The organism is Streptomyces sp. AF1A, assembly GCF_047340315.1.
Lineage (GTDB): Bacteria > Actinomycetota > Actinomycetes > Streptomycetales > Streptomycetaceae > Streptomyces.
The window spans coordinates 20,659-47,656 of record NZ_JBLEBI010000002.1 but is presented as its reverse complement, the minus strand read 5'-3'; the positions used below and the strand labels follow the sequence as shown (position 1 = coordinate 47,656).

The 26,998-nt window shown below is 72.5% G+C and carries 22 protein-coding genes and 1 pseudogene; 20 read left to right on the top strand and 3 right to left on the bottom strand.

From position 1 onward, the window contains the following. The first annotated feature begins 1 nt into the window (after position 1). The 19 genes and pseudogenes from ACLU3S_RS01275 (at position 2) to ACLU3S_RS01185 (ending at position 23,891) form a co-directional block, all read left to right on the top strand. Complete coding sequence (locus tag ACLU3S_RS01275) at positions 2-1,390, top strand: GH1 family beta-glucosidase (RefSeq protein ID WP_413949790.1); 1,389 nt, start codon at positions 2-4, stop codon at positions 1,388-1,390. Between the two features lie 94 nt (positions 1,391-1,484). After that, entirely contained in the window at positions 1,485-2,831 is a 1,347-nt protein-coding gene (locus ACLU3S_RS01270) for an extracellular solute-binding protein (RefSeq protein WP_413949789.1), read from the top strand. Next, the gene (locus tag ACLU3S_RS01265; RefSeq protein WP_413949788.1) at positions 2,831-3,784 is read left to right on the top strand and encodes a carbohydrate ABC transporter permease; all 954 of its coding nucleotides are present in this window, start codon (positions 2,831-2,833) and stop codon (positions 3,782-3,784) included. Before ACLU3S_RS01270 ends, ACLU3S_RS01265 begins: the two co-directional genes overlap by 1 nt. After that, complete coding sequence (locus tag ACLU3S_RS01260) at positions 3,784-4,725, top strand: carbohydrate ABC transporter permease (protein WP_413949787.1); 942 nt, start codon at positions 3,784-3,786, stop codon at positions 4,723-4,725. The genes ACLU3S_RS01265 and ACLU3S_RS01260 overlap by 1 nt, the downstream gene beginning before the upstream one ends. A 77-nt stretch (positions 4,726-4,802) precedes the next feature. Beyond that, positions 4,803-6,062, top strand: coding sequence for a 6-phospho-beta-glucosidase (locus ACLU3S_RS01255; protein WP_413949786.1), 1,260 nt, complete (start codon positions 4,803-4,805; stop codon positions 6,060-6,062). Then, positions 6,062-7,120, top strand: coding sequence for an N-acetylglucosamine kinase (locus tag ACLU3S_RS01250; protein WP_413949862.1), 1,059 nt, complete (start codon positions 6,062-6,064; stop codon positions 7,118-7,120). The genes ACLU3S_RS01255 and ACLU3S_RS01250 overlap by 1 nt, the downstream gene beginning before the upstream one ends. Beyond that, positions 7,117-7,959, top strand: a complete 843-nt coding sequence (locus ACLU3S_RS01245; protein ID WP_413949785.1) for a hypothetical protein — start codon at positions 7,117-7,119, stop codon at positions 7,957-7,959. The genes ACLU3S_RS01250 and ACLU3S_RS01245 overlap by 4 nt, the downstream gene beginning before the upstream one ends. A gap of 121 nt (positions 7,960-8,080) precedes the next feature. After that, positions 8,081-9,118: an ROK family protein gene (locus tag ACLU3S_RS01240; RefSeq protein ID WP_413949784.1), complete on the top strand. Its 1,038-nt coding sequence runs from the start codon at positions 8,081-8,083 to the stop codon at positions 9,116-9,118. Beyond that, complete coding sequence (locus ACLU3S_RS01235; RefSeq protein WP_413949783.1) at positions 9,111-9,689, top strand: SIS domain-containing protein; 579 nt, start codon at positions 9,111-9,113, stop codon at positions 9,687-9,689. The genes ACLU3S_RS01240 and ACLU3S_RS01235 overlap by 8 nt, the downstream gene beginning before the upstream one ends. Before the next feature lie 63 nt (positions 9,690-9,752). After that, entirely contained in the window at positions 9,753-12,272 is a 2,520-nt protein-coding gene (locus ACLU3S_RS01230; RefSeq protein ID WP_413949782.1) for an alpha-mannosidase, read from the top strand. Continuing rightward, positions 12,269-14,863 carry a glycoside hydrolase family 2 protein gene (locus ACLU3S_RS01225; RefSeq protein ID WP_413949781.1) on the top strand — a complete coding sequence of 865 codons (2,595 nt, stop codon included), beginning with the start codon at positions 12,269-12,271 and terminating at the stop codon, positions 14,861-14,863. Before ACLU3S_RS01230 ends, ACLU3S_RS01225 begins: the two co-directional genes overlap by 4 nt. Then, entirely contained in the window at positions 14,853-16,886 is a 2,034-nt protein-coding gene (locus ACLU3S_RS01220; protein WP_413949780.1) for a hypothetical protein, read from the top strand. Before ACLU3S_RS01225 ends, ACLU3S_RS01220 begins: the two co-directional genes overlap by 11 nt. Then, positions 16,883-17,497: pseudogene (locus tag ACLU3S_RS01215) on the top strand (FGGY family carbohydrate kinase); the annotation flags it as partial. The gene ACLU3S_RS01220 and the pseudogene ACLU3S_RS01215, both read left to right, overlap by 4 nt. 22 nt (positions 17,498-17,519) lie before the next feature. After that, positions 17,520-18,410, top strand: coding sequence for an FGGY-family carbohydrate kinase (locus tag ACLU3S_RS01210; RefSeq protein WP_413949779.1), 891 nt, complete (start codon positions 17,520-17,522; stop codon positions 18,408-18,410). A 57-nt stretch (positions 18,411-18,467) separates the two neighbouring features. After that, entirely contained in the window at positions 18,468-19,421 is a 954-nt protein-coding gene (locus ACLU3S_RS01205; protein ID WP_413949778.1) for a hypothetical protein, read from the top strand. Further along, positions 19,418-20,107 carry an aspartate/glutamate racemase family protein gene (locus ACLU3S_RS01200; protein WP_413949777.1) on the top strand — a complete coding sequence of 230 codons (690 nt, stop codon included), beginning with the start codon at positions 19,418-19,420 and terminating at the stop codon, positions 20,105-20,107. Before ACLU3S_RS01205 ends, ACLU3S_RS01200 begins: the two co-directional genes overlap by 4 nt. Beyond that, complete coding sequence (otnK, locus tag ACLU3S_RS01195; RefSeq protein WP_413949776.1) at positions 20,104-21,387, top strand: 3-oxo-tetronate kinase; 1,284 nt, start codon at positions 20,104-20,106, stop codon at positions 21,385-21,387. The genes ACLU3S_RS01200 and otnK overlap by 4 nt, the downstream gene beginning before the upstream one ends. Beyond that, the gene (locus ACLU3S_RS01190) at positions 21,384-22,040 is read left to right on the top strand and encodes an aldolase (protein WP_413949775.1); all 657 of its coding nucleotides are present in this window, start codon (positions 21,384-21,386) and stop codon (positions 22,038-22,040) included. The genes otnK and ACLU3S_RS01190 overlap by 4 nt, the downstream gene beginning before the upstream one ends. A gap of 144 nt (positions 22,041-22,184) precedes the next feature. Beyond that, positions 22,185-23,891 carry a glycoside hydrolase family 13 protein gene (locus tag ACLU3S_RS01185; protein ID WP_413949774.1) on the top strand — a complete coding sequence of 569 codons (1,707 nt, stop codon included), beginning with the start codon at positions 22,185-22,187 and terminating at the stop codon, positions 23,889-23,891. Between the two features lie 187 nt (positions 23,892-24,078). Here ACLU3S_RS01185 and ACLU3S_RS01180 read toward each other — a convergent pair whose 3' ends face one another. The 3 genes from ACLU3S_RS01180 to ACLU3S_RS01170 form a co-directional block, all read right to left on the bottom strand. Then, positions 24,079-24,807, bottom strand: coding sequence for a TSUP family transporter (locus tag ACLU3S_RS01180; RefSeq protein WP_413949773.1), 729 nt, complete (start codon positions 24,805-24,807; stop codon positions 24,079-24,081). After that, positions 24,804-25,091 (bottom strand): MaoC/PaaZ C-terminal domain-containing protein, encoded by a 288-nt coding sequence (locus ACLU3S_RS01175; RefSeq protein WP_413949772.1) that lies wholly within the window; start codon positions 25,089-25,091, stop codon positions 24,804-24,806. The genes ACLU3S_RS01180 and ACLU3S_RS01175 overlap by 4 nt, the downstream gene beginning before the upstream one ends. Positions 25,092-25,333: 242 nt before the next feature. After that, the gene (locus tag ACLU3S_RS01170) at positions 25,334-26,167 is read right to left on the bottom strand and encodes a PIG-L family deacetylase (RefSeq protein WP_413949771.1); all 834 of its coding nucleotides are present in this window, start codon (positions 26,165-26,167) and stop codon (positions 25,334-25,336) included. 464 nt (positions 26,168-26,631) lie between these two features. Between ACLU3S_RS01170 and ACLU3S_RS01165 the strand changes: the two genes are divergently transcribed. Further along, positions 26,632-26,976, top strand: coding sequence for a hypothetical protein (locus tag ACLU3S_RS01165; protein ID WP_413949770.1), 345 nt, complete (start codon positions 26,632-26,634; stop codon positions 26,974-26,976). Positions 26,977-26,998: the final 22 nt, after the last annotated feature.

Below are 26,998 nucleotides of genomic sequence, written 5' to 3'. Positions count from 1 at the left end.
GGTGAGCACCGAACCAAGCCGTGTGCTGAATTTCCCCGACGGCTTCCTCTGGGGCACGTCCACCTCCGCCTACCAGGTGGAGGGCGCCACGGACAGCGACGGACGCGGCGAGTCCGTGTGGGACCGCTTCTGCCGCGTCCCCGGGGCCGTGGAGCGCGCGGAGAGCGGCGAGGTCGCCTGCGACCACTACCACCGGGCGGCCGAGGACATCGAGCTGATGGCGGGCCTCGGCGTCAACGCCTACCGGTTCTCGCTGTCCTGGCCCCGGATCGTCCCCGACGGGCACGGCGAGGTGAACAAGCGGGGCGTCGACCACTACGACCGCCTGATCGACCAGTTGCTCGCCCGTGGCATCAGCCCGCTCGTCACCCTCTACCACTGGGACCTTCCGCAGGTGCTGCAGGAGCGCGGCGGCTGGCGGGCACGCGAGACGGCGGAGCGGTTCGCCGAGTACGCGGCCGTCTGCTTCGAGGCCTACGGCGACCGGGTGCAGGACTGGGTGACGATCAACGAACCCTGGATCGTGGGTCTCCTCGGACATCAGCTGGGTCTGCACGCACCCGGCGAGCGGGACATCGCGGGGTCGGTGCGCGCGATGCACCACCTCCTGCTGGGCCACGGCAAGGCCGTCCAGGCCCTGCGGGCGAGCCGTCCGCAGGGCAGGGCAGGCGTGGCGTTCAGCCTCTTCCCGCACGTGCCGGCCACCGCCGGCGAGGAGGACCGGCTGGCGGCCCACGCCTCCGACGGCTACGTCAACCGCTGGTTCCTCGACGCCGTGCTGAACGGCCGCTATCCCGAGGACATGCGCGAGCACTGGGAACGCGCTGCCGGCCCGCTGGACTTCGTCCGCGACGGCGACCTGCCCGTGATCGGCGCCGGCAGCGACTTCATCGGGGTCAACTACTACACGCGCCGGATCGTCAGCGCCCGCCTACAGCCCACGGACGGCCCCTTCCCCTGGCAAGTGGAGCCCGGCCAACCCGATGTGGCGCGCACCGATCTCGACTGGGAGATCGTGCCGGAAGCCCTCACCGACCTGCTGGTCCAACTCCGCGACAGCTACGGGGACGTACCGGTTCTCATCACGGAGAACGGCGCCGTCTTCAACGACGGGCCCGGCGAGGACGGCGCCGTGCACGACACGCGGCGCACCGACTTCCTGCACCGCCACCTCATCGCCGTGCACCGCGCGATCCAGCAGGGCTGCCCGGTCCGCGGCTACTTCCACTGGTCCTTGATGGACAACTTCGAGTGGGCGATGGGCTACCGGCCCCGGATGGGCCTGGTGCACGTCGACTACGCGACACAGCGCCGCACCGTCAAGGACAGCGGCCACTGGTACGCCCGGGTCGCACGCGGCAACGCGGTACCGGCCGCCGTGACCGCGTGAGCGCGACCGATCCGCCGTGGGGCGCGACGACCGTCCGCGCCCCCTTCGAAAACCGCCTTTCCGAGAAGATCCGCCACTCAATGAGGAGTTCGACATGGTCACTCGACGACGCTTTCTGGCCGGCTCGATAGGAGCGCTCGCCCTCGCTTCGGCCAGCGCCTGCGGCGGTGTCGGCGCCAAGAGCGGCACCGGGGGCGGCAAGGCCGGCGCGGGAGCGTTGTCGACCCAGGGCTTCGGCAAGCCCGACGACGTCGGGCAGGCCCGCATCAACGCGTTCAAGAGCGCCTACCCCAAGGTCAAGCTCCACATCAACGAGGGCGACTTCGACCCGCAGCAGTTCCTGTCCGCGGTGTCCAGCGGCAACGCGCCGGACCTGGTCTACCTGGACCGCGACCTCGTCGGCAGCTACGCCGCCCAGGGAGTGATCCAGCCCTTGGACGACCGGATCGCCGCCGCGGGCATCGACACCGGCGCCTACCGCAAGGCCGCGCTCGACGAGGTGACGATCGACGGGAAGGTCTACGGCGTCCCCGAGTTCTACAACACCCGCAACATCCTGGTGAACGGCAAGGCGCTCGACGAGGCAGGGCTGTCGCTGTCCGACGTGAGCACCAGCGACTGGAACCGGCTGCACACCACGGCCGCGAAGTTGTACAAGGCCGCCGGGCACCGGATCTCCCGCATCGGATTCGACCCCAAGCTCCCCGAGTTCCTGCCGCTCTGGGCGAAGGCCAACGGCGCGGACCTGGTCCATCCGGACGGCTCCCCGAACCTGGACGACCCGCGGATCGTCGAGGCGCTGACCTACGCCCTGAGCCTGATCGACGAGCAGGGCGGCTGGTCGCGTTTCAAGGCGTTCCGCGACACCTGGGACCTCTTCGGCTCCGGCAACCAGTTCGTCAAGGACCAGGCCGGAGCGTTCCCCTGGGAGGGCTGGTACGTCAACGTCCTGGTGCAGGCCTCGCCCAAGGTGGACCTCCGGTCGATCCCCTTCACCGACCGGCACGGCAAGCCGATCAGCTTCGAGAACGGCAGCGCGTGGTGTCTGCCGAAGGGCTCCGGCAACCCCGAAGCGGCCGTCGACTGGATGAAGGTCATGACGAGCACCGACACCTGGCTCCGGGCGGGCGCGGCCCGGCAGGCCACCGTGGAGAAGAACAAGACCATGTTCACCGGGCTGTGGACCGCGAACCAGGAGGCCGACCAGAAGGTCAAGGCGAAGTACGTCAAGGGCGGCCGGACCGGTTTCCACCAGGCCATCGAGCACTACTACGCGTCCACCGACTACGCCTTCGCCATCCAGGGCTCCAAGGCCGGCAGCGAGATCAAGACGGCCTGGCAGGAGGCGGTCAACCGGGCCCTGTCCGGTCAGCAGAAGCCGGGCGCGGCCATGAAGCAGGCCCAGGCCGAGGCGGGCAAGGCGTTCGAGGCGGCGAAGTGATGGCCACGCAGGCCACCCTCCCGCAGCCGGCCCCGGCCGCACCCCGCTCCCGCACCAGGGACTGGCGGCAGATCCGCGCCGCCTACGGCTTCATCTCCCTGTGGATCGTCGGCTTCCTCGTCTTCACGCTCGGCCCGATGATCGCCAGCCTGGTGATGTCGTTCACCGACTACAACTCGATCGGCACCGCGAAGAACGTGGGCTTCGCGAACTACCGCGAGCTGTTCCAGGACCCCAAGGTGGCCCACGCCCTGAGCAACACGCTCGTGTACGTGGCCATCTACGTGCCGACCGCCATGGCCGTGGCCCTGGGCCTGGCGATGGTGCTCAACCGGGTGGGCCGGGCGGCGGGCTTCTTCCGCACCGTCTTCTACCTGCCGGTCATGACGCCGACCGTGGCCGCGGGCGCGCTGTTCCTGCTGCTGCTCAACGGCCAGCAGGGACTGCTCAACCGCACCCTCGCCCTGGTCGGCATCAGCGGCCCCAACTGGACGACCGACACCCACTGGGTCAAGCCCGGACTCGCCATCACCATGCTCTGGGGCGTCGGTGGAATGGTCGTCATCTACCTGGCGGCCCTCCGGCAGGTGCCCAAGGAGCTCTACGAGGCCGCCGAACTCGACGGCGCCGGGCCGTGGACCAGGTTTCGGCACGTCACCATCCCGATGATCAGCGGCTCGCTGTTCTTCACCATGATCGTCCAGACCATCGCGGCGCTCCAGATGTTCGACCAGGCCTACACGATGTTCTTCGGTGCCCAGCAGAACAGCACGTACTCCAACGAGGCGGCCCTGTTCTACGTCATCTACCTGTTCCAGCAGGCGTTCCAGTTCCTGCACATGGGGTACGCGTCCGCGCTGGCCTGGCTGCTGTTCCTCATCACCATGGTCATCACCGCCGTACAAGTACGCGTCTCGCGCCGGTACGTCTACTACGAAGGCGAGAAGCACTGATGGGCATCCCACGCACCGCGGTGGCACCCGCTCCCGGCACCGACGGCGGCAGGGCCGGCGTCCCGGACGAGGCCGGCACCGCCGGCCCCGCGGCGGCCCGCAGGCGGGACCTGCGGCCCCTGCTCAGGCGCGGCCCCTACCTCGTCGTCCTGGCCCTCGCGGCCGTCGTGTTCACCTACCCGTTCATCTGGCTCGTCAGCGCCTCCCTCAAGCCGCGCACCGAGGTCTTCGACAACCTCCTGGTCCCTCAGCACGTCCAGGCGTCGAACTTCTCCGAGGTGTGGAACTACGCGCCGATACTCACGTGGCTGGGCAACAGCGTCGTGGTGGCACTGGCGGCGGCCACGACGGTGACGATCAGCAGCGCGCTGGTGGCGTTCGGCTTCGCGTACTTCCGGTTCCCGGGGCGCAACGTGCTGTTCGGGCTGGTGCTCGGCACGATGATGCTGCCCCAGGCGGTCACCCTGATCCCGGTCTACCTGATCTGGGACCACCTGGGTCTGACCGGAACCCAGGTGCCGCTGTGGGCGCAGAACATCTTCGGCTCGTCGTTCTACATCTTCCTGCTGCGCCAGTTCTTCCTGTCGCTGCCCCGGGAGGTGTTCGAGGCCGCACGTGTGGACGGCTGCAGCTTCTTCGGGCTGTTCTGGCGCATCGCCCTGCCGCTGTCCCGGCCCGCCCTGGCGATCGTCTTCGTCTTCGAGATCCAGGCCAGTTGGAGCGATCTGCTCAAGCCGCTGGTCTACCTGCAGGACACCTCGCTGTTCACGATCCCGCGCGGCCTGAAGTCGATCATCGACACGTTCGGCAACGGCGGCGAGCAGCACTGGGAGATCATCGCGACGGCCAGCCTGATCGCCACCATCCCCATGATCATCATTTTCGCCTTTGCGCAACGGCACATCATCGACGGCATCGCCACCCAGGGCCGCAAGGGCTGAAGGCCCGGGTCCGGACGGCGCTCCGGACATGAGGGCATGACGAGAACGGCCGCCGCCGGCGGCCCGAAAGGCAGATCGTGAAGCTGACCATCATCGGGGGCGGCTCGACGTACACCCCGGAAATCGTCGACGGCCTGATACGGCTGCAAGGCAGCCTGGCGGTGACGGAACTGGCCCTGCAGGACGTCTCGGAGGACCGGCTCGGCGTGCTCGCGGGGATGAGCCGGCGGATGCTGTCCGCCGGCGGTCATCCGGCCACCGTCACCACGCACACCGACGTCGGACCGGCGGCGGAGGGCGCCGACATCGTCCTGGTGCAACTGCGCGTCGGCGGCCAGACCGCGCGCCTGCGGGACGAGACCCTGCCGCTGCGGTGCGACTGCCTGGGGCAGGAGACCACGGGCGCGGGCGGGCTGGCCAAGGCACTGCGGACGGTGCCGGTGATGCTCGACATCGCCGAGCGGGTACGGGCGGTCAACCCGACCGCGTGGCTCATCGACTTCACCAACCCGGTGGGCATCGTCACCCGTGCCCTGTTGCAGGCCGGACACCGCCGCGTCGTCGGACTGTGCAGCGCAGCTGCGGTCTTCCAGCGGCACTTCGCCAAGGTGCTCGGCGTGGCCCCCGACCGCGTCGCGCTCGACCACGTGGGTCTCAACCACCTGACGTGGGAGCGGCGGGTCCTGCTCGACGGCACCGACGTGCTGCCGCGCCTGCTCGCGGAGTACGCCGACCGGGTGGCTCCGGCCACGGGGCTCCCCGCCGGCCTCGTCCGGCGACTCGGCACGGTGCCGTCGTACTACCTGCACTACTACTACAGCCACGACGAGGTCGTCGCGCGTCAGCAGAAGGACGGCGTCCGCGCCCAGGAAGTCATGGAGATCGAGGACGAGTTGCTGGCGCGGTACGCCGACGAGCGAGTGGAGACCAAGCCCGAGCTGCTGACCCGGCGCGGTGGCGCCTTCTACGCGGACGCCGCGCTGGACCTGATGGCCTCGCTGCACGGCGGAGACGGCCGCACCCACGTCGTCAACCTGCGCAACGGCACGACGCTGCCGTTCCTGCCGGCCGACGCCGTCATCGAGGTGCCCGCGACGGTCGGCGAGGACGAGGCGGTGGCCCTGCCGGTGGAGCCGCTCGAACCGCTGATCGCCGGGCTCGTCGCCCATGTCACGGCCTACGAGCACCTGGCACTGGACGCCGCCGTGCACGGCGGCCGCGACCGGGTGTTCCGCGCCCTGCTGGCGCACCCGCTGATCGGCCAGCACGCCGTCGCCGACCGGCTGACCGACCTGATCCTCGCCGCCAACCGCGACCACCTGCCGTGGGCGGCGTGATGGCCCTCGTCCTCGCGGTCGACGGCGGCAACTCCAAGACGGACGTGGCGCTGCTGAACGAGGAGGGATCGCTGCTGTCCTGGGTGCGTGGGCCGGGCAGCGCCCTCGGACCGCGGCAGACCGCCGCCGTCGTCGCACGGTTGGCCGCCCTCGCCGCACACGAGGCCGGACTGGATCCGGACGAACTCGCCGGCGTGCACGCCAGCTGCTGCCTGGCCGGGGCCGATCTGCCCGTACAGGTCGAGGCCCTGCGCACGGCCCTGACGGCCGAACGGGTCTGGGGCTCGGTGGAGGTGCGCAACGACGCCTGGGCACTGCTGCGCACCGGTGCCGCGCCGGGCGCGCCCGCGGTGGGCGTCGTGTGCGGGGCGGGACTGAAATGCGTCGCGCATGCCGAAGACCGCCGCTTCGAGTTCCCCGGGCTGGGCTGGCAGAGCGGCGATCTCAGCGGTGCGGGCGACCTCCTGGCCCGGGAGGCGGTCCGGGCCGCCGCGCGCGACGAGGACGGTCGCGGCCCGGCCACCGCTCTGCGGCAGGCGGTCTGCGACCGTCTGGCCGTCGCGTCCGTCCGGGAGGTTGCCGAGCGGCTCCTGGCCAAGGAGCTGACCGAGCGTCAGTTGGGCGTGCTGGTCCCGGTGGTGCTCTCCCTGGCCGACGCGGGCGATCCGGTGGCCTTCACCCTCGTGGACGGCCTGGCCGTGGAGGTCGCCACCCTGGCGCGCAGCGCGCGCAGGCGGTTCGCGCCGGCCTCGGCCGCCTGGACCCTGGTCCTGGGAGGCGGGCTGTTCCGGGAACCGGACGGCCGACTGCTCGCCGCGGTCCGCGCGGCCGCGCCCGGCTTGGAGGACGAGTTCCGGATCGCCGTTCCGGACGCGCCGCCCGTGGCCGGTGCCGCGCTGCTCGGGCTGGACCAGGTGGCAACGGACGCGTCCGTGGGGAGCGTGTGCCGTGCCTTCCGGGACGCCGAACCGCGCATGACCACGCCGGAGGGCGTGCCGCCCATGGCCGGGCCGCGGGAGAGGCCGCGCAGGGTCGCGGCGCAGGACGTGACGCGATGAGCCTGCACAAGGTGTTCCCCGACGCCGAAGCGCTCGGGGCGGCCCTGGCCGCCGAGATCGTCACCGGCATGGCCGACGCCGCGGTACGAGGCCGCAGGTATCTGCTCGGCTGCCCCGGCGGCCGCAGCCTGATCGGGACGTACGAGGCCGTCGCCGGCCGGCTGCGGTCCGCACCCATGGACCTGGCTCACGTCGTGATCGTGATGATGGACGACTACCTCGACGACTACCTGGACGACGTGCCCGGACCGGCGCGCCGGGTGCCGGCCGACGCGCTGCACAGCTGCGAGCGCTTCGCCCGCCTGCGGATCGCCGAGCCGTGGAGCAGGGCCGTGGGCCCGGGGCGCGGCATCCGGGAGGACCACGTGTGGGTTCCTGATCCCGGCGACCCGCCGCGCTTCGACGAGCGGATCGCGGCAGCCGGCGGCATCGACCTGTTCCTGCTGGCCACCGGCGCCTCCGACGGCCACGTCGCGTTCAACCCGCCCGGTTGCGGCCTGGCCGAAGGCACCCGTGTCGTCCGGCTCGCCGAGTCCACCCGCCGCGACAACCTGGTCACCTTCCCGCACTTCGGCACCCTGGATCAGGTGCCGCGCCGGGGAGTCAGCGTGGGACCGGCGACGATCGCCGGGCTGTCGAGGCGGGTACGGCTCGTGGCGACCGGGGCGGACAAGGCGAAGAGCGTCGCGCGCGTGCGGGCCGCCAGGCGGTGGGAGCCCGACTGGCCCGCGACGATCGTGCACGCCTCGCGGGAGGCGGAGATGTGGACCGATCCGGCGGCGGCTGCCGGCACGACGGCCGCCGAATCCCGGAGCCGCCCACGCCAGTTGGATTCCTGATCACTTGCCGCTCGCTGGTTGACGGGCCTGATCGCTATGGGTACGTTCTCATGTGGGAACGATGCCACATCCGGTCAGCACCGAGCACCACACGGGCACAACGACAACGGACGGAAGATTTGTGGCAGCGAAACACAACTCCGAAGCCGCGGAGGCCACCTCGGCGGTCCTGGGCCTGGACATCGGCGGCACCAAACTGGCGGCCGGAGTCGTCGGCGCCGACGGAACGGTCCACTCCTTCCTCGTCACGCCCACCCTGGTCCAGGAAGGCGTCCAGGCGGTCCTGGCCCGCCTGTTCGACCTGGGGGACAAGGCGGTGGACGAGTCCCGGCTGGCCCCGCAGCGGATCGCCGCCGTCGGCATCGGCTGCGGCGGCCCGCTCGACCCGGAGGCGGGCGTGCTGCTCTGCCCCCCGCACCTGCCCGGCTGGATCGACGTACCGATCACCCGGTTGACCGAGGACCGCTACGGGCTCCCGGCCGTCCTCGACAACGACGCCACGGCGGCGGCGGCGGGGGAGCACCGCTTCGGGGCCGGCCGCGGCACCCGCCACATGATCTACCTGACCGTCTCCACCGGAGTCGGCGGCGGCGTCGTCGTCGACGGATGCACGTACCGGGGGGCCGCCGGCAACGGAGGAGAACTGGGGCACGTGACGGTCGACCGGAACGGCCGGCACTGCCGGGGCTGCGGGCGCACGGGCTGCCTGGAGGCCTACGTCTCCGGCACGTCCATCGCCGAACGGGCCCGCGAGGCGGTCGCCGAGGCCGAGGCCGCCGGCCGGCCGACCACGCTCTCGGCATGCTCACCCCTCACAGCGGAGGACGTCTCGCGTGAGGCCGCCGCGCAGGATGCCGTCGCCACGCAGGTGTGGGTCGCCACCACCCAGGCCCTGGCCTGTGGAGTCACCTCCCTCGTGAACGTCTTCGAACCCGAACTCGTCGTCCTCGGCGGCGGCGTCACGCGCGCCGGCGAGCAACTCCTCTCTCCCGTCCGCCGCATCGTGCGCGAGCGGGCGATGGGTCCCGCCGCGCGTGCGGTGCGCATCGAAGAGGCCCACGGCGGCGACCGGGTCGGCGTCGTCGGGGCGGCAGCCGTGGCCTTCGAACGAGTCGTCACCCCCACCCAAGGACCGGAAGGAAACCGCCTCCATGGCTAAGGATCCCGGGCAGCAACTGACCGACCACGTCGAGCTGGCACGCCGCGTCGAGCAACTCCTGCCGCAGCTGCTCGAGGTCTCCCGGCGCCTGGTGGCGGTCTACGAGGCCGGCGGGCGCCTGTACACCTTCGGCAACGGCGGCAGCGCGGCCGACGCTCAGCACCTGGCCGCGGAGCTCGTCGGCCGCTACCTGCGCGAGCGCCGCCCGCTTCCCGCGCTCGCCCTGTCCGTCGACCCGTCCGTGACCACCTGCATCGGCAACGACTACGACTTCGACGACCTCTTCTCGCGGCAGATCGAGGCGTTCGCCGGCCCCAGGGACATGGTCCTGGCGTTCACCACTTCCGGCCGCTCCGAGAACGTGGTGCGCGGGCTGAAGACCGCTCGCGACCGCGGGGCCCTGACCGTCCTGTTCGGCGGCGGCGACGGAGGACCGGCCGCCGAACACGCCGACCTGACGCTGCTGGTCCCCTCCACCACCACCGCCCGCACCCAGGAGATGCACCTGCTGCTCCTGCACCTGCTCAGCGAACAGATCGACGCCTGGGCAGCGGAAACGACCCCCGCCTGACCCGGTGTCCCAGTCCACCGCCCACCCCTGATCACCGCCGCACGCCCCAGCAGAGGAACACCCATGCGACCCCGTCAGCGCACCATGCACATGGTCGGCAACGCACACATAGACCCCGTCTGGCTCTGGCAGTGGCCCGAGGGCTACCAGGAGGTGCGGGCCACGTTCCAGTCCGCCGTCGACCGCATGGACGAGTACCCGGACTTCGTCTTCACCTGCGACTCCGTGCTGTACCTGAAGTGGGTCGAGGAATGCGACCCCACGCTGTTCGAGGCCATCCGCAAGCGGGTCGCCGAAGGACGCTGGAAGATCGTCGGCGGCTGGTGGATCGAACCCGACTGCAACATCCCCGGCGGCGAGTCCTTCGTACGCCAGGCCCTGTACGCGCAGCGCTACCTGCACGAGCGCTTCGGCATCGTGGCCACGGTGGGCTGCAACGTCGACCCGTTCGGACACAACGCCGCGCTGCCGCAGCTGCTGCGCAAGAGCCGCATCGACTCCTACACGTTCCTGCGCCCCGGCCCCCACGAACTGCCGCTGCCCGGCCAGCACTTCTGGTGGGAGTCCGCCGACGGCTCGCGGGTCCTGGCCTACCGCATCCCCCACGAGTACTGTTCGCCCGGCTCGGACATCGGCAACCACATCGACAAGTCCCTCGCCATGATGCCGCCGGACGAACCCGAGCTGATGATCTTCTACGGCGTCGGCAACCACGGCGGCGGCCCCACCAAGGCCAATCTCGACAGCATCCGCCGGCTCGACGAGCTCGGCGGACTGCCCCGCCTGCCGCTCAGCCACCCCCAGGCCTTCTTCGACGCCGTCCGCGACCGCGCCGACATCCCCGTCCACACCGGCGAGCTTCAGCACCACGGCGTCGGCTGCTACTCGGCGCACTCCGGTGTCAAGAAGTGGAACCGCCGCGCCGAGAACCTGCTGCAGCGGGCCGAGAAGTGGTCGGCCGTCGCCCGCGTCGTCGCCGGAGTCCCCTACCCGCGCGCCGAGTTGACCGAGGCCTGGCAGCTGGTGCTGTTCAACCAGTTCCACGACATCCTCGCCGGCACGTCCATCGCCCCGGCCTACGAGGACAGCCGAGACCAGTACGGCCACGCCTGCTCGATCGCCGCGACCGCCTTCAACCGCGCCGTCCAGTCGATCAGCCGGCTCATCGACATCCCGGCCGAAGCGGACATGTACCCGCTGGTCGTCTTCAACCCGCACCCCTGGACGCTCAGCGAGGACGTCGAGTTCGAGTTCACCGGCTTCCCCGGCAACGCCCCCGCCCGCATGGTGGACGACGAGGGCACCGACGTGCCCGTGCAGCGCACACGCTCGTACGCCACCATGGCCGGCAGCCGCAGACGCCTGGCGTTCCGCGCCGAGATCCCGCCGCTGGGCTACCGCGTCTACCGGCTGCTGCCCGGCGAGTCCGCACCCGGCACCGCCGTACGGGCCACGGACACCGTCCTGGAGAACGAGCACCTCCTGGTCGAGGTTGATCCGTCGACGGGCTGGCTGCGCCGCCTGTACGACAAGGACAACGACGCCGAGCTGCTGCCCGAGGCCCCCGGGCCGCACGCCGTCGTCGTGGACGACCCCTCCGACACCTGGGGCCACCGCATCGACGCCTACGACAAGGAGCTCGGCTCCTTCCGGTGCACCCGCGTGCGCCTCGTCGAGCACGGCCCCGTGCGCGCGGTGCTGCGGGTGGAGAGCACATACGGCAACTCCACCCTGGCCGAGGAACTGGTCCTGTCCGCCGGCGCCCGCGCCCTGGAGGTGCGCACGGTCGTCGACTGGCACGAGCGGCTGCGCCTGCTCAAGCTGCGCTTCCCGACCGCGATCGACACCGCGTCGGCGACCTTCGAGATCCCCTACGGCCACATCGAACGCCCCGCCGACGGCGCCGAGGAGTCCGCACAGGCGTGGGTGGACGTCAGCGGCACCCTGCCCGACGGGCGCCGCGCCGGACTCTCTGTGCTCAACGACGGCAAGTACGGCCACGACGCGCGCGGCGGCACCATCGGCATGACCGCGCTGCGCAGCCCCGCCTACGCCTGGCACGAGCCGATGGGACTGGCCGAGGACGGCGTCTACGAATACCTCGACCAGGGCCGCCAGGAGTTCCGCTACCGCCTGGTGCCCCACACCGGGGACTGGCGCGCCGCCGGCACGGTACGGCTGGCCGCCCAGCTCAACCAGCCCGCCTTCCCGCTCCTGGAGACCTACCACCCCGGCCCGCTGCCCAGCAGGAGCGGATACCTGGAGGTGGCGGCGGACTCGGTCGTCGTCAGCGTGGTCAAGGGGGACGAGGACGACAGCGACGCCCTCGTCGTCAGGGCCGTGGAGACGGCAGGGCAGCCGGTGCGCACGACGATCGACCTGCCGCTGCTCTCCCGTTCGGTCGAGGCCGACTTCGGCCCGGCGGAGATCAAGACCTTCCGGGTGCCGCTCGACGCCGAACAGCCGGTCACCGAGACCGACTTGCTGGAATGGCCGCTGGACGAGCCCGTCGGGCCGGCCCCCGCCGCGGCCGGCCAGGAATCCGGCGGCGCGGGCGCCACGGCGGGGAAGGCCGCCGGATGACCGAGACAGTGCTGGACGACGCCGACGGCGCCTGGCAGCTGCGCGGCTTCGTCGGGGACGAGTGGCAGTGGCACATCGGCCCGCACAAGCCGTTCACGACGGCCGGCTGGCTCCCGGCCCGCGTCCCCGGGAGCGTCCTGGACGACCTGCACCGCGCCGGCGAGGTCCCCGACCCGTACGTCGGCCGCAACAGCCTGCTGAGCGAGTGGGTGCCCAACCGCAACTGGGCCTACCGCCGCACCTTCACGCTGCCCCCGCTCCAGGCGCACGAACGGGCGGTGCTCTGCTTCGACGGTGTCGACCACGAGGCCACCGTGCTCGTCGACGACACCGTCGTCGTCCGCCACGAAGGCATGTTCCGTCCCTTCGAGGCCGACGTCACCCACCTGGTCCGCGGCGGGGGAGAGCACCTGCTGGCCGTGGTCGTGCACCCCGCGCCTCAGAGCGAGCCGCAGGTCGGCCGCACCGACCGGGTCCGGGTGCACAAGGCGCGCATGGGCTACGGGTGGGACTTCTGCCCGCCCATGGTCCACCAGGGCATCTGGCGCGGTGTCCGGCTGGTGGTGAGCGGGCCGGCGCGGCTGCGCGGCGTCACCGCCAGCGCCGCGCTCGGGCCCGGAACCGAAGGGCTGCGCGAGGGCACCGTGCGCATCGAGGCCGACCTCGCCCTCGCCGAAGGGCAGCGCGCACCCGACGGCACCCGGCTGGCCGTACGGGTGCGCGAGCAGGACCGGGTCGTCGCCGAGACGGAACGCGACCTCACGGGCATGACCGCGGACACCGGCGCGCACATCGAACTGAGCGTGCCGCGGCCACGGCTGTGGTGGCCCAACGGCGCGGGCGAGCAACACCTCCACGAGGTGGAGGTCACCTTCACCTCCGGGCCGCACACGACCACGCGCCGGTTCCAGGTCGGCTTCCGGCGCGTCGAACTGGTCCCCAACGACGGTGCCCCGAAGGACGCGCTGCCCTACACCCTCACCGTCAACGGCCGCCGCCTGTACGCCAACGGCTGGAACTGGGTGCCCCTCGACGCCCAGTACGGCGTCCCGCGCCCGGCCAAGCTCGCCCACCTGCTGGACCTGGCCCGTAACGCGCACGTCAACCTGCTGCGCGTATGGGGCGGGGGACTGCTGGAGACCGAGGAGTTCTACACCCTCTGCGACCGGCTGGGACTGATGGTCTGGCAGGAGTTCAGCATGTCCAGCTCCGGCATGGCCTCCACCCCGGCCTCGGACCCGGAGTTCGTCGACCTGATGGTGCGCGAGGCGCACGCCGTCGTACCGCCGCGCCGCCACCACCCCTCACTCGTGCTGTGGTGCGGAGGCAACGAACTGCAGGACGAGAAGGGCAACCCCCTGGACGAGTCCGCCCCCGTGCTGCACGCCCTTCGCGACGCGCTCGGCCGGCTCGACCCCGAGCGGGCCTGGCTGCCCAGCTCGCCCTCCGGCGTGGAGTTCCTCAACCGGGCCGACAACATCGCCCGCAACCCGGACGGCCTGCACGACGTCCACGGACCCTGGGAACACCAGGGCATCGCGGAGCACAACCGCCTGTACGACTCCGGAACCTGCCTGCTGCACAGCGAGTTCGGCGTCGAGGGCATGGCCAACCGCCGCACCCTCGAACACCTTCTCCCCGACCGGGCGGACCGCTGGCCCGCCGGCCGCGACAACCCGCTCTACGCCCACCTCGGCGCCTGGTGGAACAACGCCCCGCTGGTCCAGGACTCCTTCGGCGCACGGATCGACGACGTCGACACCATGCGGCGCGCCAGCCAGCATCTGCAGTACGACGGGCTGCGCTACGCCCTGGAAGCCAACCGGCGCCGCGCCTTCCGAAGCAGCGGCACCCTTCCCTGGCAGTTCAACGAGCCCGTCCCCAACGCCTGGTGCACGGCGGCCGTCGACCACCGCGGCGATCCCAAACCCGCCTACCACGGCGTACGCCGCGCCTACCGCCCGCTGCACGTGTGCGCCGCCTTCACCGGACCCGCCTGGGGCGGACGCGAGACGGTCACGGCCGAGGTGTGGGCGTGGGCGACCGAATCGCTGCCGGCCGGCCCGGCCGTGGCCCGGATCGTGGACGCCTACGGCGCCGAGGCCGCCCGCCGCACGTGGCCGCTGACCCCGACGGCAGCCGGGGAGCCCGGCCGCCCGCTGCACCTGGGCACCCTCGCCGCCCCCCTCGAAGCCGTCGCCACCGACGTCTTCTTCCTCGACCTGGCCCTGTACGACGGCGCAGGGACGCCTCTGGCCGGCAACCGCTACCTGTGCAGTCGTACGACCGACCTGGCCCCGCTGCTCGATCTGCCACCCGCACGCATCGAAGCCGTCGCCGAAGCACACGAGGAGAGCGACGATCGCGGCAGAATCCGGCTGCGGCATGTGGGCGGCCCCGCAGCGCCCGGCCTGATACTCGAGGACGCACGGCCCTACGACCGCCCCGGCTGGGCGGTGTTCGGCGACAACGTGATCGACCTGCTGCCCGGAGAGGAGACATCCGTGGACGTGGTGTGGCGCGAGGCGCCTGTCGACGACCGGGTCGTGCGCGTATCGGGCTGGAACACGGGAGAACACCATGTCCGTTGACGTGACCTCCGGCCGAGCCGCCGCAGTGGAGCTGCGCACGCAGGCCGGCGGCGGATGCGTCCGGCTTCCCTGTCTCGTGGCCCTCCTGGACGCCAACGGCACCGCCGTGCCCGTAGCCGTCGAGGAGAGCAGCATCACCGCCGACGGCTCCATGGTGCTGACCGGCGAGGCCGCGGGCTTCCACGCCCGTGCCGTGCTCGCCCCACCCGCCGGACCGGCCGGGCTGCGCGAGACGGCACTCACCGTCACGCGGACCGGCGAGCAGCCCGCCACCGCCGGCCTGCGCGTCGAGGTCCAGCTGGGAACCACCGACGACCCCGGCTGGCTGATACCGGGCCTGTTCTACGGCGAGAACCGGGTACCCGACTGCGACCGGGTCTTCCCCCGCTTCGAGGCCGGCGCCGACGACCCCGACGCCATGGTCAGCCACACCTGGGCCTTCCGCGCCGACCGCTGCGCCACCCCCGCCGTCTTCGCCCGCGACACCCACGGCGGGGCGGTGCTGATGACCGGTGAACGCAGTGAACTCGGCCTGTCCGGCGTGGGCCTGTCTTTGGACCCGGACACCTCGCGTCCCGCCCTGCGCCTGCACTTCCCCTACCGCGAAGAGCCGGTCGTCTACTACGGCTCCGCGCAGCCGCTGCCCGCCGAGGCCCGGCTGCACACCTGGCAACCGGGGGAGAGCCGCACCGTCACCTTCCGCATCGGCCTGCTCGACACCGACCCGCACGCCTACGCTGCGGTGCTGCGCGAGGTGCACGAGCGCGACCGTCCCGAGCGCGGCCCGGCGGCCTGGGTGGGCCTGGGGGAGGCCGCCGACCTGGCCGCCTGGGGCCTGTACCGCTGGCACTACCGCCCCGACCCGCCAGTGCTGCTGGAGACCGCCGCCTTCGACCGCGAGGCGCTGGGCGAACGCGGCGACCGGCAGGCCATGCACGTCGGCTGGGTCAGCGGAGTGCCGTACGCGTACGCCCTGCTGCGCCACGCCCGGCGCACCGGCCGCGCCGACTACCGCGAGGCGGCGGAGGCGGTGCTGGACCACATCGCCGGCAATCTGGCCCCCGGCGGCACCTTCTGGGGCCAGTGGACGGCCACGCGCGGCTGGACCACCGGCTGGCACCCCGACCGGGACCGGCTGCACGCCCGCACCCTCGCCGAGGCCACCCTGTTCATGCTCCGCGCCCTCGTGGAGGAGCGCCGGCACGGCAGCGACCACCACGCCTGGGAGCACGCGGTGCGCAGCAACCTCGCCGTCGCGATCGCCGCGCAGGACGGCGACGGCCACCTCGGCTCCGCCTACCACCAGGCCACCGGCGCCGTCCTCTCCCGGGCCGGGGCCGCCGGGCTGACCTGGGTGCCGGCCCTGGTCGAGGCCGCCGAGGCGTTCGGCCTGCCCGGCCACCTGGAGGCGGCCCGCCGCGCCGGGCGCCGCTACGCCCGTGACGTGCGCTCGGAGTTCCTGTGCGGGGCGCCCGAGGACGTCGACCTCGCCCCCACGTCCGAGGACGGGTACACCGCCGTCATGGCCTACACCGCGCTCCTGGAGGCCGACGGCACACCCGAATGGCTCGACCTGGCGCGGCGCAGCGCCGACTGGATGCTGACCTTCCGTTACACGTACGACGTGGAATTCTCCCCGCGCACCCTGCTGGGCCGCTACGGTTTCCGCACCCGTGGCGGCGACCAGGCCTCCCCCTCCAACCAGCATCTGCACTCCTACGGCCTGGTGTGCCTGCCCGAGATGGCACGCCTGGCCCGACGCACCGGCGACCGCTACTACCTGGAGTCCACCCGGGAGAACCTCGACTGCTTCCGGCAGTTCGTCGCCCGCGAGGACGGCGACTTCGACGCCTACCGCGGCATGGTCAGCGAGCGCTTCTACCAGACTTCCTGCTTCCAGGCGAAAGGCATGCTGCTCACCCTCTCGCACGCCTGGTGCGCCGGACTGCTGCTGTACGCGGCCGAGGCGGCACTGGGGCTGCCCGAGCTCGCGGACCGGCCGGAAGGCGGGCCGACGCCATGAGCGGCGGGCGGCGCGACCCGGTGCTGGCCGGCGTGGATGTCGGCACCACGCACTGCAAGGCCGTACTGTGCACGGCGGACGGCACCGTCCTCGCCCAGGCCCAGCGGCGCACGCCCGTCGACGCCTCCGGCCACGCCCACGACGTGGCCCGACTGTGCCGCGCCGCCCTGGACGCGCTCGCCGACTGCACGGCCGCCGCCGGGTGCGGTCTGGACGCCGTGGGGATCACCGGCATGGCCGAGACCGGGGCACCGCTGGACGCCGACGGCGCCCCGCTGCTGCCCGCGCTGTCCTGGTCGGATCCACGACCGGCCACGCACGCCCAGCGCCTGCGCCGCGAGCACGGCGCCGCCGAACTGCACGCGGCCACCGGCGTACTGCCCAGCCCCAAGGTGCCGCTGGCCAAATGGCTGTGGCTGGGCGAGGAACACCCCGAAGCGCTGCGCCGCATGCGGACCTGGGCCGGCGCGGCGGACCTGGTGGCCCACGCCCTCACCGGGGCCGTCGGCACGCACGCCACGTTCGCCCAGCGCACCATGGCGTGGGACGTGCACACCGGTTCCTGGCGTGCCGACCTGCTCGCGCTCGCCGGCCTCGACGCCGACCGGATGCCGGCCGTGCACCCCCCCGGGGGTGCCGGTCGGCCGCATCCATACCGCCGCGGCCGCCGCCCTGGGGGTGGCGCCGGGCGCGCCCGTCGTCGTCGCCGGTCACGACCACCTGGTCGGCGCCTGGGCGGCGGGCGTACGGGAGGCGGGCGAGGCGGCCGACTCCATGGGCACGGCGGAAGCCGTGGTGACCCTCGCCGACGCCGCGCCCGACGCCCGGACCACCGGCCGCCAGGGCATGTCGTACGGGCGGCACGTGGACGGCGTCCACTGGTGCACCGTCGCCGGCATGTCCAGCTCCGGAGCCCTGGTGGAATGGTTCTGCAACCGGCTGCTCGGCCTTGCCCACGTCCCCCCGGAGGAGCGCTACCGCCGCTTTGCCGCGCTCGTCGAGCAGGCGGGCCAGGGGCCGACCGGGGTGTGCGTCGAGCCGTACCTCTACGGCCGCTCCGCCCCGCACCCGGACCCCGCCCGGCGACTTGCCCTGCACGGCCTTCAGCCCCGGCACGGGCTGCCCGACCTGGCCAGGGCGCTCCTCGAAGGCGCCTCCTACCAGGCCCGCTGGATGACCGAGGTACAAGGGGAACTCGCCGCCGGGCCACCGCACACCGTCACCCTGCTCGGTGGCTCCGTGCGCCAGCGCACCTGGGTGGCGATCAAGGCCGCCGTCTCACCGTGGCGCACCCTGGTGTGCAGTGCGCCCGACGCCGCCTGCCTGGGCGCCGCCACCTGGGCCGGCGCCGCCCTCGGTCTCGATCCCGCCGCGCCGGCCGCCGCTCGCCGCCCGGTCGACGCCCCGCCTGCGGCAGCCGACGCCTACCAGCGCGCCTATCGAACCGTTTTCCTGCCCACCGTCACCGCCCCCGCCACCGCGCCCCGGCCCGACAACGATCCGGCGTCCGGCGCGGGCTCCTGATCCCTCCGCCCCAGGCATCCGCCCCTCTGCCCCGGCCCACCCCATGGAGTACTCACCGTGACCATCGTCCAGCCCGGCCCCCTGCTCGCCTCGGGATCGCGAGCGCCGGCCGCTCTCGCCCGGCCGTCCGGCACCTTCGCCATGGTCGCCATGGACCAGCGCGAGTCCCTGCGCGCCATGATGAGCCGGCACGCGGCCGGTGACGGCGTGAGCGACCAGGCCATGGTCGCCTTCAAACTGGCCGTCGCCCGCGAACTCGCCCCGCTCGCCTCCGCGTTCCTCATCGACCGCCACTACGGCTACGACCGGGTCGTGGTCGACCGGCTGCTTCCCACGGACTGCGCCCTCGTCCTCGCCGCGGACGCGCTCGACCAGCCGGGCGGCGTCGTCGCCGACACCGACCTGGACGAGCAGGTCGACCCGCGGCAGGCCCGCGCCGACGGAGTCGCCGCCCTCAAGCTGCTCGTCGTATGGCGGCGGGACGCGCGCCGGGAGCAGCGCGTCGAACTGGCCGCCCGGTTCATCGACCGGTGCCGCGAGGCAGGACTGGCGTCCGTACTCGAACCCGTGACCCGCCCCACTCCCGAGGAGGAAGCCGCAGGCACCTTCGACCTGAACGACTCCATCGTCGAGGCGGCCGGCGAACTCGCCCCCCTGGGACCGTCGCTGTACAAGTGCCAGGTACCCGACCGCGGCATCGGCTCGATCTCCCACCTCGCCCGGCAGGCAGAACGCATCGACGCGGTGGTCGACTGCCCCTGGGTGGTGCTCTCCCAGGGCGTCGACCCGCAGGCGTTCCCGCAGGCCGTGGAGGCCGTCTGCCGGGCCGGGGCCTCCGGGTTCCTGGCGGGCAGGGCCCTGTGGACCGACGCCCTCGCCGGCGCCGACCCGCTGCCCGTGCTGCGCGGCGCTTCCGCCGCTCGGCTGCGCGAGCTCGGCGACATCGTCGACCGCTACGGCCGCCCCTGGCAGCAGGCGCGGGCCGCCACGGTGCCGGGAGGTGCGGCATGACGGCCGCCACCCGCCGGCCCCGGGTGTGCGTGCTGCACACCGTCACCACCCTGCCGGCCGTCTTCGCCGCACTCCTGCCCCAGGAAGCCCCCGGCGTCGACGCCTACCACATGGTGGACGAGAGCCTGCTCGCCGACACCGTCGCCCACGGCATGCTGCCCCGCACGGTGCGCCGCCTTGCCGCCTACGCCGCCCTCGCCGAGGACGCGGGCGCGAGCGCCGTCCTGGTGACCTGCTCCTCCATCGGAGGCGCCGCCGAACTCGTCCGCCCGCACGTCGGCATCCCCGTCCTGCGCGTGGACGAGCCCATGGCGGGGCAGGCCGTGCACACCGGCCGCCGCATCGCCGTCCTCGCCACCCTGTCCTCCACACTCGGCCCGACCGAGGACCTGATCCGGCGCACAGCCGCCCAGGAAGGCGCCGACGTCGAACTGATCACCTCCATATGCCCCGGCGCGTACGAAGCGCGCAGCGCGGGCGACGCGGCGGAGCACGACCGCCTGATCGCCGCCGAGGCGGAACGGCTCGCCGCCCGCGCCGACGTCCTGGTCCTCGCGCAGGCCTCCATGGCCCAGGCGGTCGGCAGTCTGCCCGCCGACCGCCGCACCGTCCCCGTGCTCACCTCCCCGCGGTCGGGCGCCGCCCAACTCGCCGCCCTGCCCGCCGCGCAGGCAGCCGCCCGGTGAGCGGGCACCGCGGCCACCCCGTGTGGGGGTGCATCGCCGACGACTTCACCGGCGGCACCGACATCGCCGCCGCCCTGGTCGCCTCCGGTTTCCGCACCACCCTCACCGTCGGCGTGCCCGAGCGGCCCCTCCCGCACGAGCACGACGCCGACGCCGTCGTGGTGGCCCTCAAGTCCCGCACCGCGCCCCGGCAGGAGGCCGTCACCGCCTCCCTCGCAGCCCTGTACCACCTGACCGCCCTCGGCTGCGAGCGCCTGTGGTTCAAGTACTGCTCCACCTTCGACTCCACCGCCCAGGGCAACATCGGGCCGGTCACCGAGGCACTGCTGGACGCCCTCGGAGAACAGTGCACCGTGCTGTGCCCGGCCTACCCGGACAACGGGCGCACCGTCTACCAGGGCCACCTGTTCGTCGGCGACACGCTGCTGTCGGAGTCGGCCATGCGGCACCACCCGCTCACCCCGATGACCGACTCCGACCTGCGCCGCATCCTCGCCGCCCAGAGCACCCAGCCGGTCGGGCTGCTTCCGCACGCCGTGCTGCGCGCCCCCGAAGGAGCCGCCCGCGCCCATCTGGACCGGCTGACGGCACAGGGCATACGCATGGTCATCGCCGACACCACCGGCAACGAGGACCTGCCCGTCATCGAACGCGCCACCCGCCACCTGCGCCTGCTCACCGGCGGATCCGGCCTCGCCCACGTCCTTCCCCCGCCCCGGGCGGCCGGACCGTGCGCCCCGGCCGACCGCATCGAGATCGCCCCCGGCCCCGCGGCAGTCCTCGCCGGCAGCGTCTCCGCGGCCACCCTCGACCAGACGGCCCACGCCCGTCGGCATCTTCCCCACCGCAAGCTCCGGCTGCGGGACCTCCACGAGGACCCCGCGGCCACCGTCGCCGAGACATTGGCCTGGGCCCGCGACCACCTGGACCCGACCGTGCCCGTCCTGCTGCACAGCGCCGACGACCGCGCCGACGTGGAGCAGGCCCAGAAGGCCCTGGGCGCCACCGAGGCCGCCGCCCTCGTCGAACGCGCACTCGCACAGTGCGCCCGCGGGCTGCTCGACGCCGGCGTACGGCGGCTCGTCGTCGCCGGCGGGGAGACTTCCGGCGCCGTCGTTTCCGCCCTGGGCCTGCGAAGTCTGCGCATCGGCCCCGCCGCCGCCCCCGGCGTTCCCTGGACTTCCGCCACCTACGCGGGTCGCACCGTCAACCTGGCACTGAAATCCGGGAACTTCGGCGCCCCGGACTTCTTCACCACCGCCCAGGAGGCCCTGAAGTGAACGACCCGCGACGTGCCGTCACCGAGGCCGGCCGCCGCCTGCACGCGCTGGGCCTGAGCCCCGGCAACTCGGGCAACATCAGCGTGCGCACCCCCGACGGCGTCCTGGTCACCCCGACGGGCCGCGGGCTGGACGGGCTGACCCCGGAAGAACTGGCCGCACTCGACACCGACGGGACGCACCGGGCCGGTCCGCCTCCCACCAAGGAGGTGCCCCTGCACCTCGCCCTGTACGCCCGGGACCCGTCGGCACGGGCGGTCGTCCACCTCCACTCCGCCCACGCCGTCGCCGTCTCCTGCCTGAAGACCGACGACCCGTACAACTGCCTCCCGCCGCTCACCGCCTACTTCGTGATGAGCGTGGGCCGCACCCCGCTGATCCCCTACGCGGCTCCCGGCGACGAGGCCCTGGCCGCCCACGTCCGGGCCGTGCCCTTCCCCTTCCGCGCGGCACTGCTGGCCAACCACGGACCCGTCGTCACCGGTGGCGACATGGAGCAGGCCGTCCGGTCGGCGATCGAGGTGGAGGAGACCGCCCGCCTCCACCTGCTGCTCCAGGGCCACCGAGCCCGCCCCCTGAATCCGGCACAGATCGCCGACCTGGCTCGACGCCACGGCGCGCACTGGCCCGCCGCACCTGTGGCAGGCCGCTGACGCGACGCCGAACGGTGCCGGCACCCCGGCGGCCGGAGAAGCCCTGGGCACATCCCTCCTCGGCGCCCAACGCCAGTCCAGGGCCGCCACGTTGACGTGAACGACCGTCCCGAATCCGCCGACTCACGAAGGTACGACCACCGCATGGACACCTCTGCGGCTCCCGCGCCCCCGCCTGTCACGCCCCCCGGCCCCGAGGGCGCACCCTGGTGGCGAGACGCCGTCATCTACCAGATCTACATCCGCAGTTTCGCCGACTCCGACGGCGACGGCGTCGGTGACCTGCCCGGCGCCACGTCCAGGCTGGCGCACATTGCCGACCTGGGGGCCGACGCCGTGTGGCTGACGCCCTTCTACCGCTCTCCGATGGCCGACGGCGGCTACGACATCGCCGACCACCGCGCCGTGGACCCGGCCCTGGGCACCCTCTCCGACGCGGAGGAACTGGTCACCGAGGCCCACCGGCTCGGCCTGCGGGTCATCGTGGACATCGTCCCCAACCACACCTCCGATCAGCACCCCTGGTTCCGTGAGGCGCTGGCCTCGGCACCCGGCTCCCCGCAACGCGGCCGCTACATCTTCCGCGACGGCACCGGGCCCGACGGCTCCCTGCCCCCGAGCGACTGGCAGTCCGTCTTCGGCGGCAGCGCCTGGCAGCGCACGGCCGACGGCCAGTGGTACCTGCACCTGTTCGCGCCCGAGCAGCCCGACCTCGACTGGAGCCACCCCGAGGTCCGCGCCGACTTCGCGTCGACGCTGCGCTTCTGGCTCGACCGCGGGGTCGACGGCTTCCGCATCGACGTCGCGCACGGCATGGCCAAGGACCTCGTCGAGCCCCTGCGCGACCTCGGTCCCGACCAGGTGCACCACGGCATCGTGGGCGCGGGCGCGAACGGCGGCCACCCTCTGTGGGACCGAGACGAGGTGCACGCCATCCTGCGTAGCTGGCGAGCGCTGCTCGACACGTACGAGCCGCCCCGCGCGGCAGTCGCCGAATCCTGGGCCGAAGGTCCCCGCCGGGCCCTCTACACCAGGCCCGACGAACTCCATCAGGCCTTCAACTTCGACTTCCTGCAGGCTCCCTGGGAGGCGCCCGCTCTGCGCCGGGTCATTGACAGCTCCCTCGCCGCCGCCCACGCCGTGGGTGCGGAGCCGACGTGGGTGCTCTCCAACCACGACGTGGTCCGCCACGCCTCCCGGCTGGCCCTGCCACCCGACACCGACCTGAACGCCTGGCTGCTCAGCGGCGGCATCCAGCCCCCGCTGGACCCGGCCCTCGCACAGCGCCGGGCATGTGCGGCGGCGCTGCTGCTGCTGGCGCTCCCCGGCGCCGCCTACCTGTACCAGGGGGAGGAGTTGGGCCTGCCCGAGGTCGCCGATCTGCCCGAGAACGTGCTGCGGGACCCGGTGTGGGTGCGCTCACGGGGGGCCAGAAAGGGAAGGGACGGCTGTCGCGTGCCCATCCCATGGCAGCGGTCCGGCCCCTCGCTGGGCTTCGGCTCCGCCGCGCCGTGGCTGCCGCAGCCCGCGGACTGGTCTCCGCGGTCAGTGGCCGCGCAGAGCGGTGACCCCGATTCAGTCCTCAGCCTCTACCGAGCGGCTCTGCGCCTGCGCCGACGCCACGGTGGCGACGGCGGTCTGACCTGGCTGGAGTCGGGCTCCCCGGCCGCGGTCCTCGCCTTCCGGCGGGATGCCGGCCTGGTGTGCGCCTTGAATCCGGGCACCGAGTCCGTGCGGCTGCCGACGGGCAACGTCCTCTTGACCAGCGGCTGTCTGGAGAGGGACCCGTCGGGCAGGCGGGTGATTCCACCAGACACAGCCGTCTGGCTCCTACCCGAACCGGCACAGTAGACGGGTCTCGCCGGCGTGGGGGCATGGCCACGACCAGCGGCTCGCCAGGTTCGCCGACAGGCCCGGCACCAGCCGTCACCAGTCACCGAACGCACACTTCGCCCACCAGCCACGGATGGAACCGCCGAACGCGTGCCACTGTCCGCCCGTGGCGCTCCCTCGCCCGGATCCCCCAGTGAGGCCCGGTTCACAGCGCTCCCAGCCCCTTGGCAAGGCTCGACAGGCCGCCGGCCAGCGCGAGCAGCAGGACGAACTGCCGGGCCCGGCCGTCCGGGACGCGCTGGGCGAGCACCATGCCGAGGAACGCGCCCACCGTCATGGCGGCCAGGGCCGTCGTCCAACCCGTCGGGCCCAGCCGCGGCACGCCGTTGGCCGCTATGGAAAAGGCGTTCACGACGATGCTGTAGAACCGGGCGTTGGGCACGAACTCGCTGACGGTCCAGCCGGCGTTCATCGCGTAGAGGGAGAGCGGCGGGCCGCCCAGCCCGGCGGAGGCATTCATGAAACCGCCCACCGCGCCGGCGGCCACCGCCCCGTGGGTACCGGTCAGGGCGGACACATGCAGGCCGCGCATGACCAGCAGCACGGCCAGGGTCACCAGCAGGCCCATCCCGACGAACAGGACATGGCGCGGCAATCGGTGAGCCACCCACGTCCCGGCCGGGACGGCGCAGGCGGAGGCGATCACCAGGGGCACCATCGCCGCGAGCCGCACTCGCCGCCACCTGCCGACGAGCCCGACAGCGCTGATGACGCAGCCCGCGCAGTTGGCCAGCGCGACGCCCTGGGACGGACCGAGCAGCAGTACGAGCTCGGGTACGGCGACGAGCGCGAAGCCCATCCCCGTCAGCCACTGCACGCTGGCGCCCAGCATGACGATGCCCCCGAGGAGCAGTGCCGCCGTGCCGCCGGTCATGCGTCACCGCGGGTGCTCAGGCCCAGCGTGGCGCGGCGAACGGGTGTGAGCCGGCGCACCTCGTCCGGACCGTCGAGGCCGGTGACCGTGGACAGGTAATGCCTGGCGAACAAGTGCATCGTCAGGGCCACGGTGTGCCACGGGCTGGGGACCAGCCCGCCGAACGGGCCCTGCTCCGCCGCCACGGGATCGACGTGCAAGGACTGGGGGGCGTACTGGGAGGCGGAGCCGATGATTTCCTCCTGGGTGACCGGAACGCTGCCGTACTCGTATGTCGTGCCCACCTGGTAGTCCTCGTAAGAGCGGTCGCCGATGGGGCGGTGAATCGGCCGGCTTCCGGTTGGGTGCGCCCCCGCCCGGCACCGGCCGACAAGCTCGGCGACACGCTCGGACATCGCGAGCGGTGCCATGACGGGGGACGGCGTCCCGACTCCCACGGGATCAAGACCACGTAGGCTCCGTCTCTCTGCTTGCTGACATCGAGATCCCGAAGGAGCCTTCTCGCGCCCCAGGCGTGGCGGTCGGTTCAGCGCAGTCCGGCGAAGAGGTCGTTCTCGGGCAGGGCCGCGCCGGTGGTGTCCTGGACACGTACGAAGGTCTCGACGCCCATCAATTCGGTGAACCTCTTCTGGCCCATCTTGAGGAAGAAGATGTTCTCGCCCTGGCTGGCGTGCGCGGCCAGCGCGTCGAACTTCTGCCCGCCGAAGGCCGTGGTGTCCACCCAGGTGGTGATCTCCTCGTCGGGGAGTCCGATCTCGGCCAGCGCGGCGGCCTCGGCGGGATCCGGCTCCTGCCAGTCCGAATCGAATTCGCGCATGGCCTCCCCGAACCGCCGCATCATCGATCGGGGCGCCGTCGTCCAGTACACCTTCGGCGTCGGCGCGGTCATCGCCAGCGCCCTCATCGTGATGCGGTTCGCCTGGATGTGGTCGGGGTGTCCGTAGAAGCCGTTCTCGTCGTAGGTGACGACCACGTCGGGCCGGTAGCGGCGCAGGAGTTCCGCGAGTCGGGCGGCGCCCTCCTCCACGGGGGTCCGCCAGAAGGCTCCAGGCGCGTCGTTGCTCGGCCAGCCCATCATCCCGGAGTCGGCGTAGCCCAGCATCTCCAGGTGACCGACCTTCAGAACATGACAGCTGGACTCGAGTTCCTGACGCCGCATCACGGCGACGGCTGCCGGATCATGCCCGGGATCGCCCGGCTTGACACCCCCCGGCCCGTCACCGCACCGCCCGTCGGTGCAGGTCACGAGGACCGTTCGGATGCCTTCCGCCGCATACCGCGCAAGGACGCCTCCCGTTCCGGTGGCTTCGTCGTCCGGGTGGGCATGCACCGCCATCAGCGTCAAGGGCCGGTCACTCATGAAACAGTCCTCCCGTGTCAAAGGCTCGGTCCGAGTCTGCCGCAGACGTATCACGGGTCGCGCCGTATCGGCTGATCGGGCGTGCGCGGATCGGCCTCGCCGCGCCTGCCTTCCGCCGGACCGGGAAGTGATCAACTCGCAGGCCCCAGCACTCACGGCACGCTTCGTTGATCGCCGGGCCGGTCTCACACCCGACCGAGGAACCCGGGGTCGTAGCCCACTCTGTCTGGCGAAGTCGGCTGCCATCCCGAGGACCTCACGCATCGGCACCGCCCGCCGACTCGTGGCCGCGAGATCCGCAGGGGCCTCCTCGGACCACAGGAAGGGAAACACCGTGATTCCCTGCTGGGAGCCAGGGCATGTGCCTCCTCCCGCCAGCAGGGCCGGCGCAGCCCGTCGTAAAATTCTTCGTTGGTGGTCGGCACAGCTTGTGGGGGGCGAACGTGGAGAGACCGGACGATCGCATGGCATCCGTCCTGCGCTTCGCTGTGGAACTCGTCGCCTGGGTGGCCACTCCCTGGGCCTTGGCCACGTACTCGTGGCTGCTCGCCGTCTTGGCGGTGGTGGTACTGATCGGCCTCCCGACCGTCTTCTCCACTCCAGGAGACAAGGCTCAGGTGATCATCCCTGTCCCGGGTACGGTCACGATCCTGCTCGTGCTGCTCCAACTCGCTGCTGCCGCGATCGCCGCGTGGGCGGCGTGGCCCACATATGCGGCAGTCCTCGTGTCTCTCCTCGTGGCCGCCACCCTCGTCACGGAACGTCCACGCTGGCAATGGCTGATCTCCAGGGACCGGCACACCGGCTGAGCCGCGGAGGCGAGCGCCGGAG

What these genes read in the sequence shown, in the direction of transcription:
- ACLU3S_RS01225 (WP_413949781.1), top strand. Translation starts at nt 12,269, where the DNA reads ATGACCGAGACAGTGCTGGACGACGCCGACGGCGCCTGGCAGCTGCGC.
- ACLU3S_RS01265 (WP_413949788.1), top strand. Translation starts at nt 2,831, where the DNA reads ATGGCCACGCAGGCCACCCTCCCGCAGCCGGCCCCGGCCGCACCCCGC.
- ACLU3S_RS01235 (WP_413949783.1), top strand. Translation starts at nt 9,111, where the DNA reads ATGGCTAAGGATCCCGGGCAGCAACTGACCGACCACGTCGAGCTGGCA.
- ACLU3S_RS01165 (WP_413949770.1), top strand. Translation starts at nt 26,632, where the DNA reads ATGGCATCCGTCCTGCGCTTCGCTGTGGAACTCGTCGCCTGGGTGGCC.
- ACLU3S_RS01270 (WP_413949789.1), top strand. Translation starts at nt 1,485, where the DNA reads ATGGTCACTCGACGACGCTTTCTGGCCGGCTCGATAGGAGCGCTCGCC.
- ACLU3S_RS01250 (WP_413949862.1), top strand. Translation starts at nt 6,062, where the DNA reads ATGGCCCTCGTCCTCGCGGTCGACGGCGGCAACTCCAAGACGGACGTG.
- ACLU3S_RS01185 (WP_413949774.1), top strand. Translation starts at nt 22,185, where the DNA reads ATGGACACCTCTGCGGCTCCCGCGCCCCCGCCTGTCACGCCCCCCGGC.
- ACLU3S_RS01200 (WP_413949777.1), top strand. Translation starts at nt 19,418, where the DNA reads ATGACGGCCGCCACCCGCCGGCCCCGGGTGTGCGTGCTGCACACCGTC.
- ACLU3S_RS01220 (WP_413949780.1), top strand. Translation starts at nt 14,853, where the DNA reads ATGTCCGTTGACGTGACCTCCGGCCGAGCCGCCGCAGTGGAGCTGCGC.
- ACLU3S_RS01180 (WP_413949773.1), bottom strand. Translation starts at nt 24,807, where the DNA reads ATGACCGGCGGCACGGCGGCACTGCTCCTCGGGGGCATCGTCATGCTG.
- ACLU3S_RS01170 (WP_413949771.1), bottom strand. Translation starts at nt 26,167, where the DNA reads ATGAGTGACCGGCCCTTGACGCTGATGGCGGTGCATGCCCACCCGGAC.
- ACLU3S_RS01230 (WP_413949782.1), top strand. Translation starts at nt 9,753, where the DNA reads ATGCGACCCCGTCAGCGCACCATGCACATGGTCGGCAACGCACACATA.
- ACLU3S_RS01245 (WP_413949785.1), top strand. Translation starts at nt 7,117, where the DNA reads ATGAGCCTGCACAAGGTGTTCCCCGACGCCGAAGCGCTCGGGGCGGCC.
- ACLU3S_RS01260 (WP_413949787.1), top strand. Translation starts at nt 3,784, where the DNA reads ATGGGCATCCCACGCACCGCGGTGGCACCCGCTCCCGGCACCGACGGC.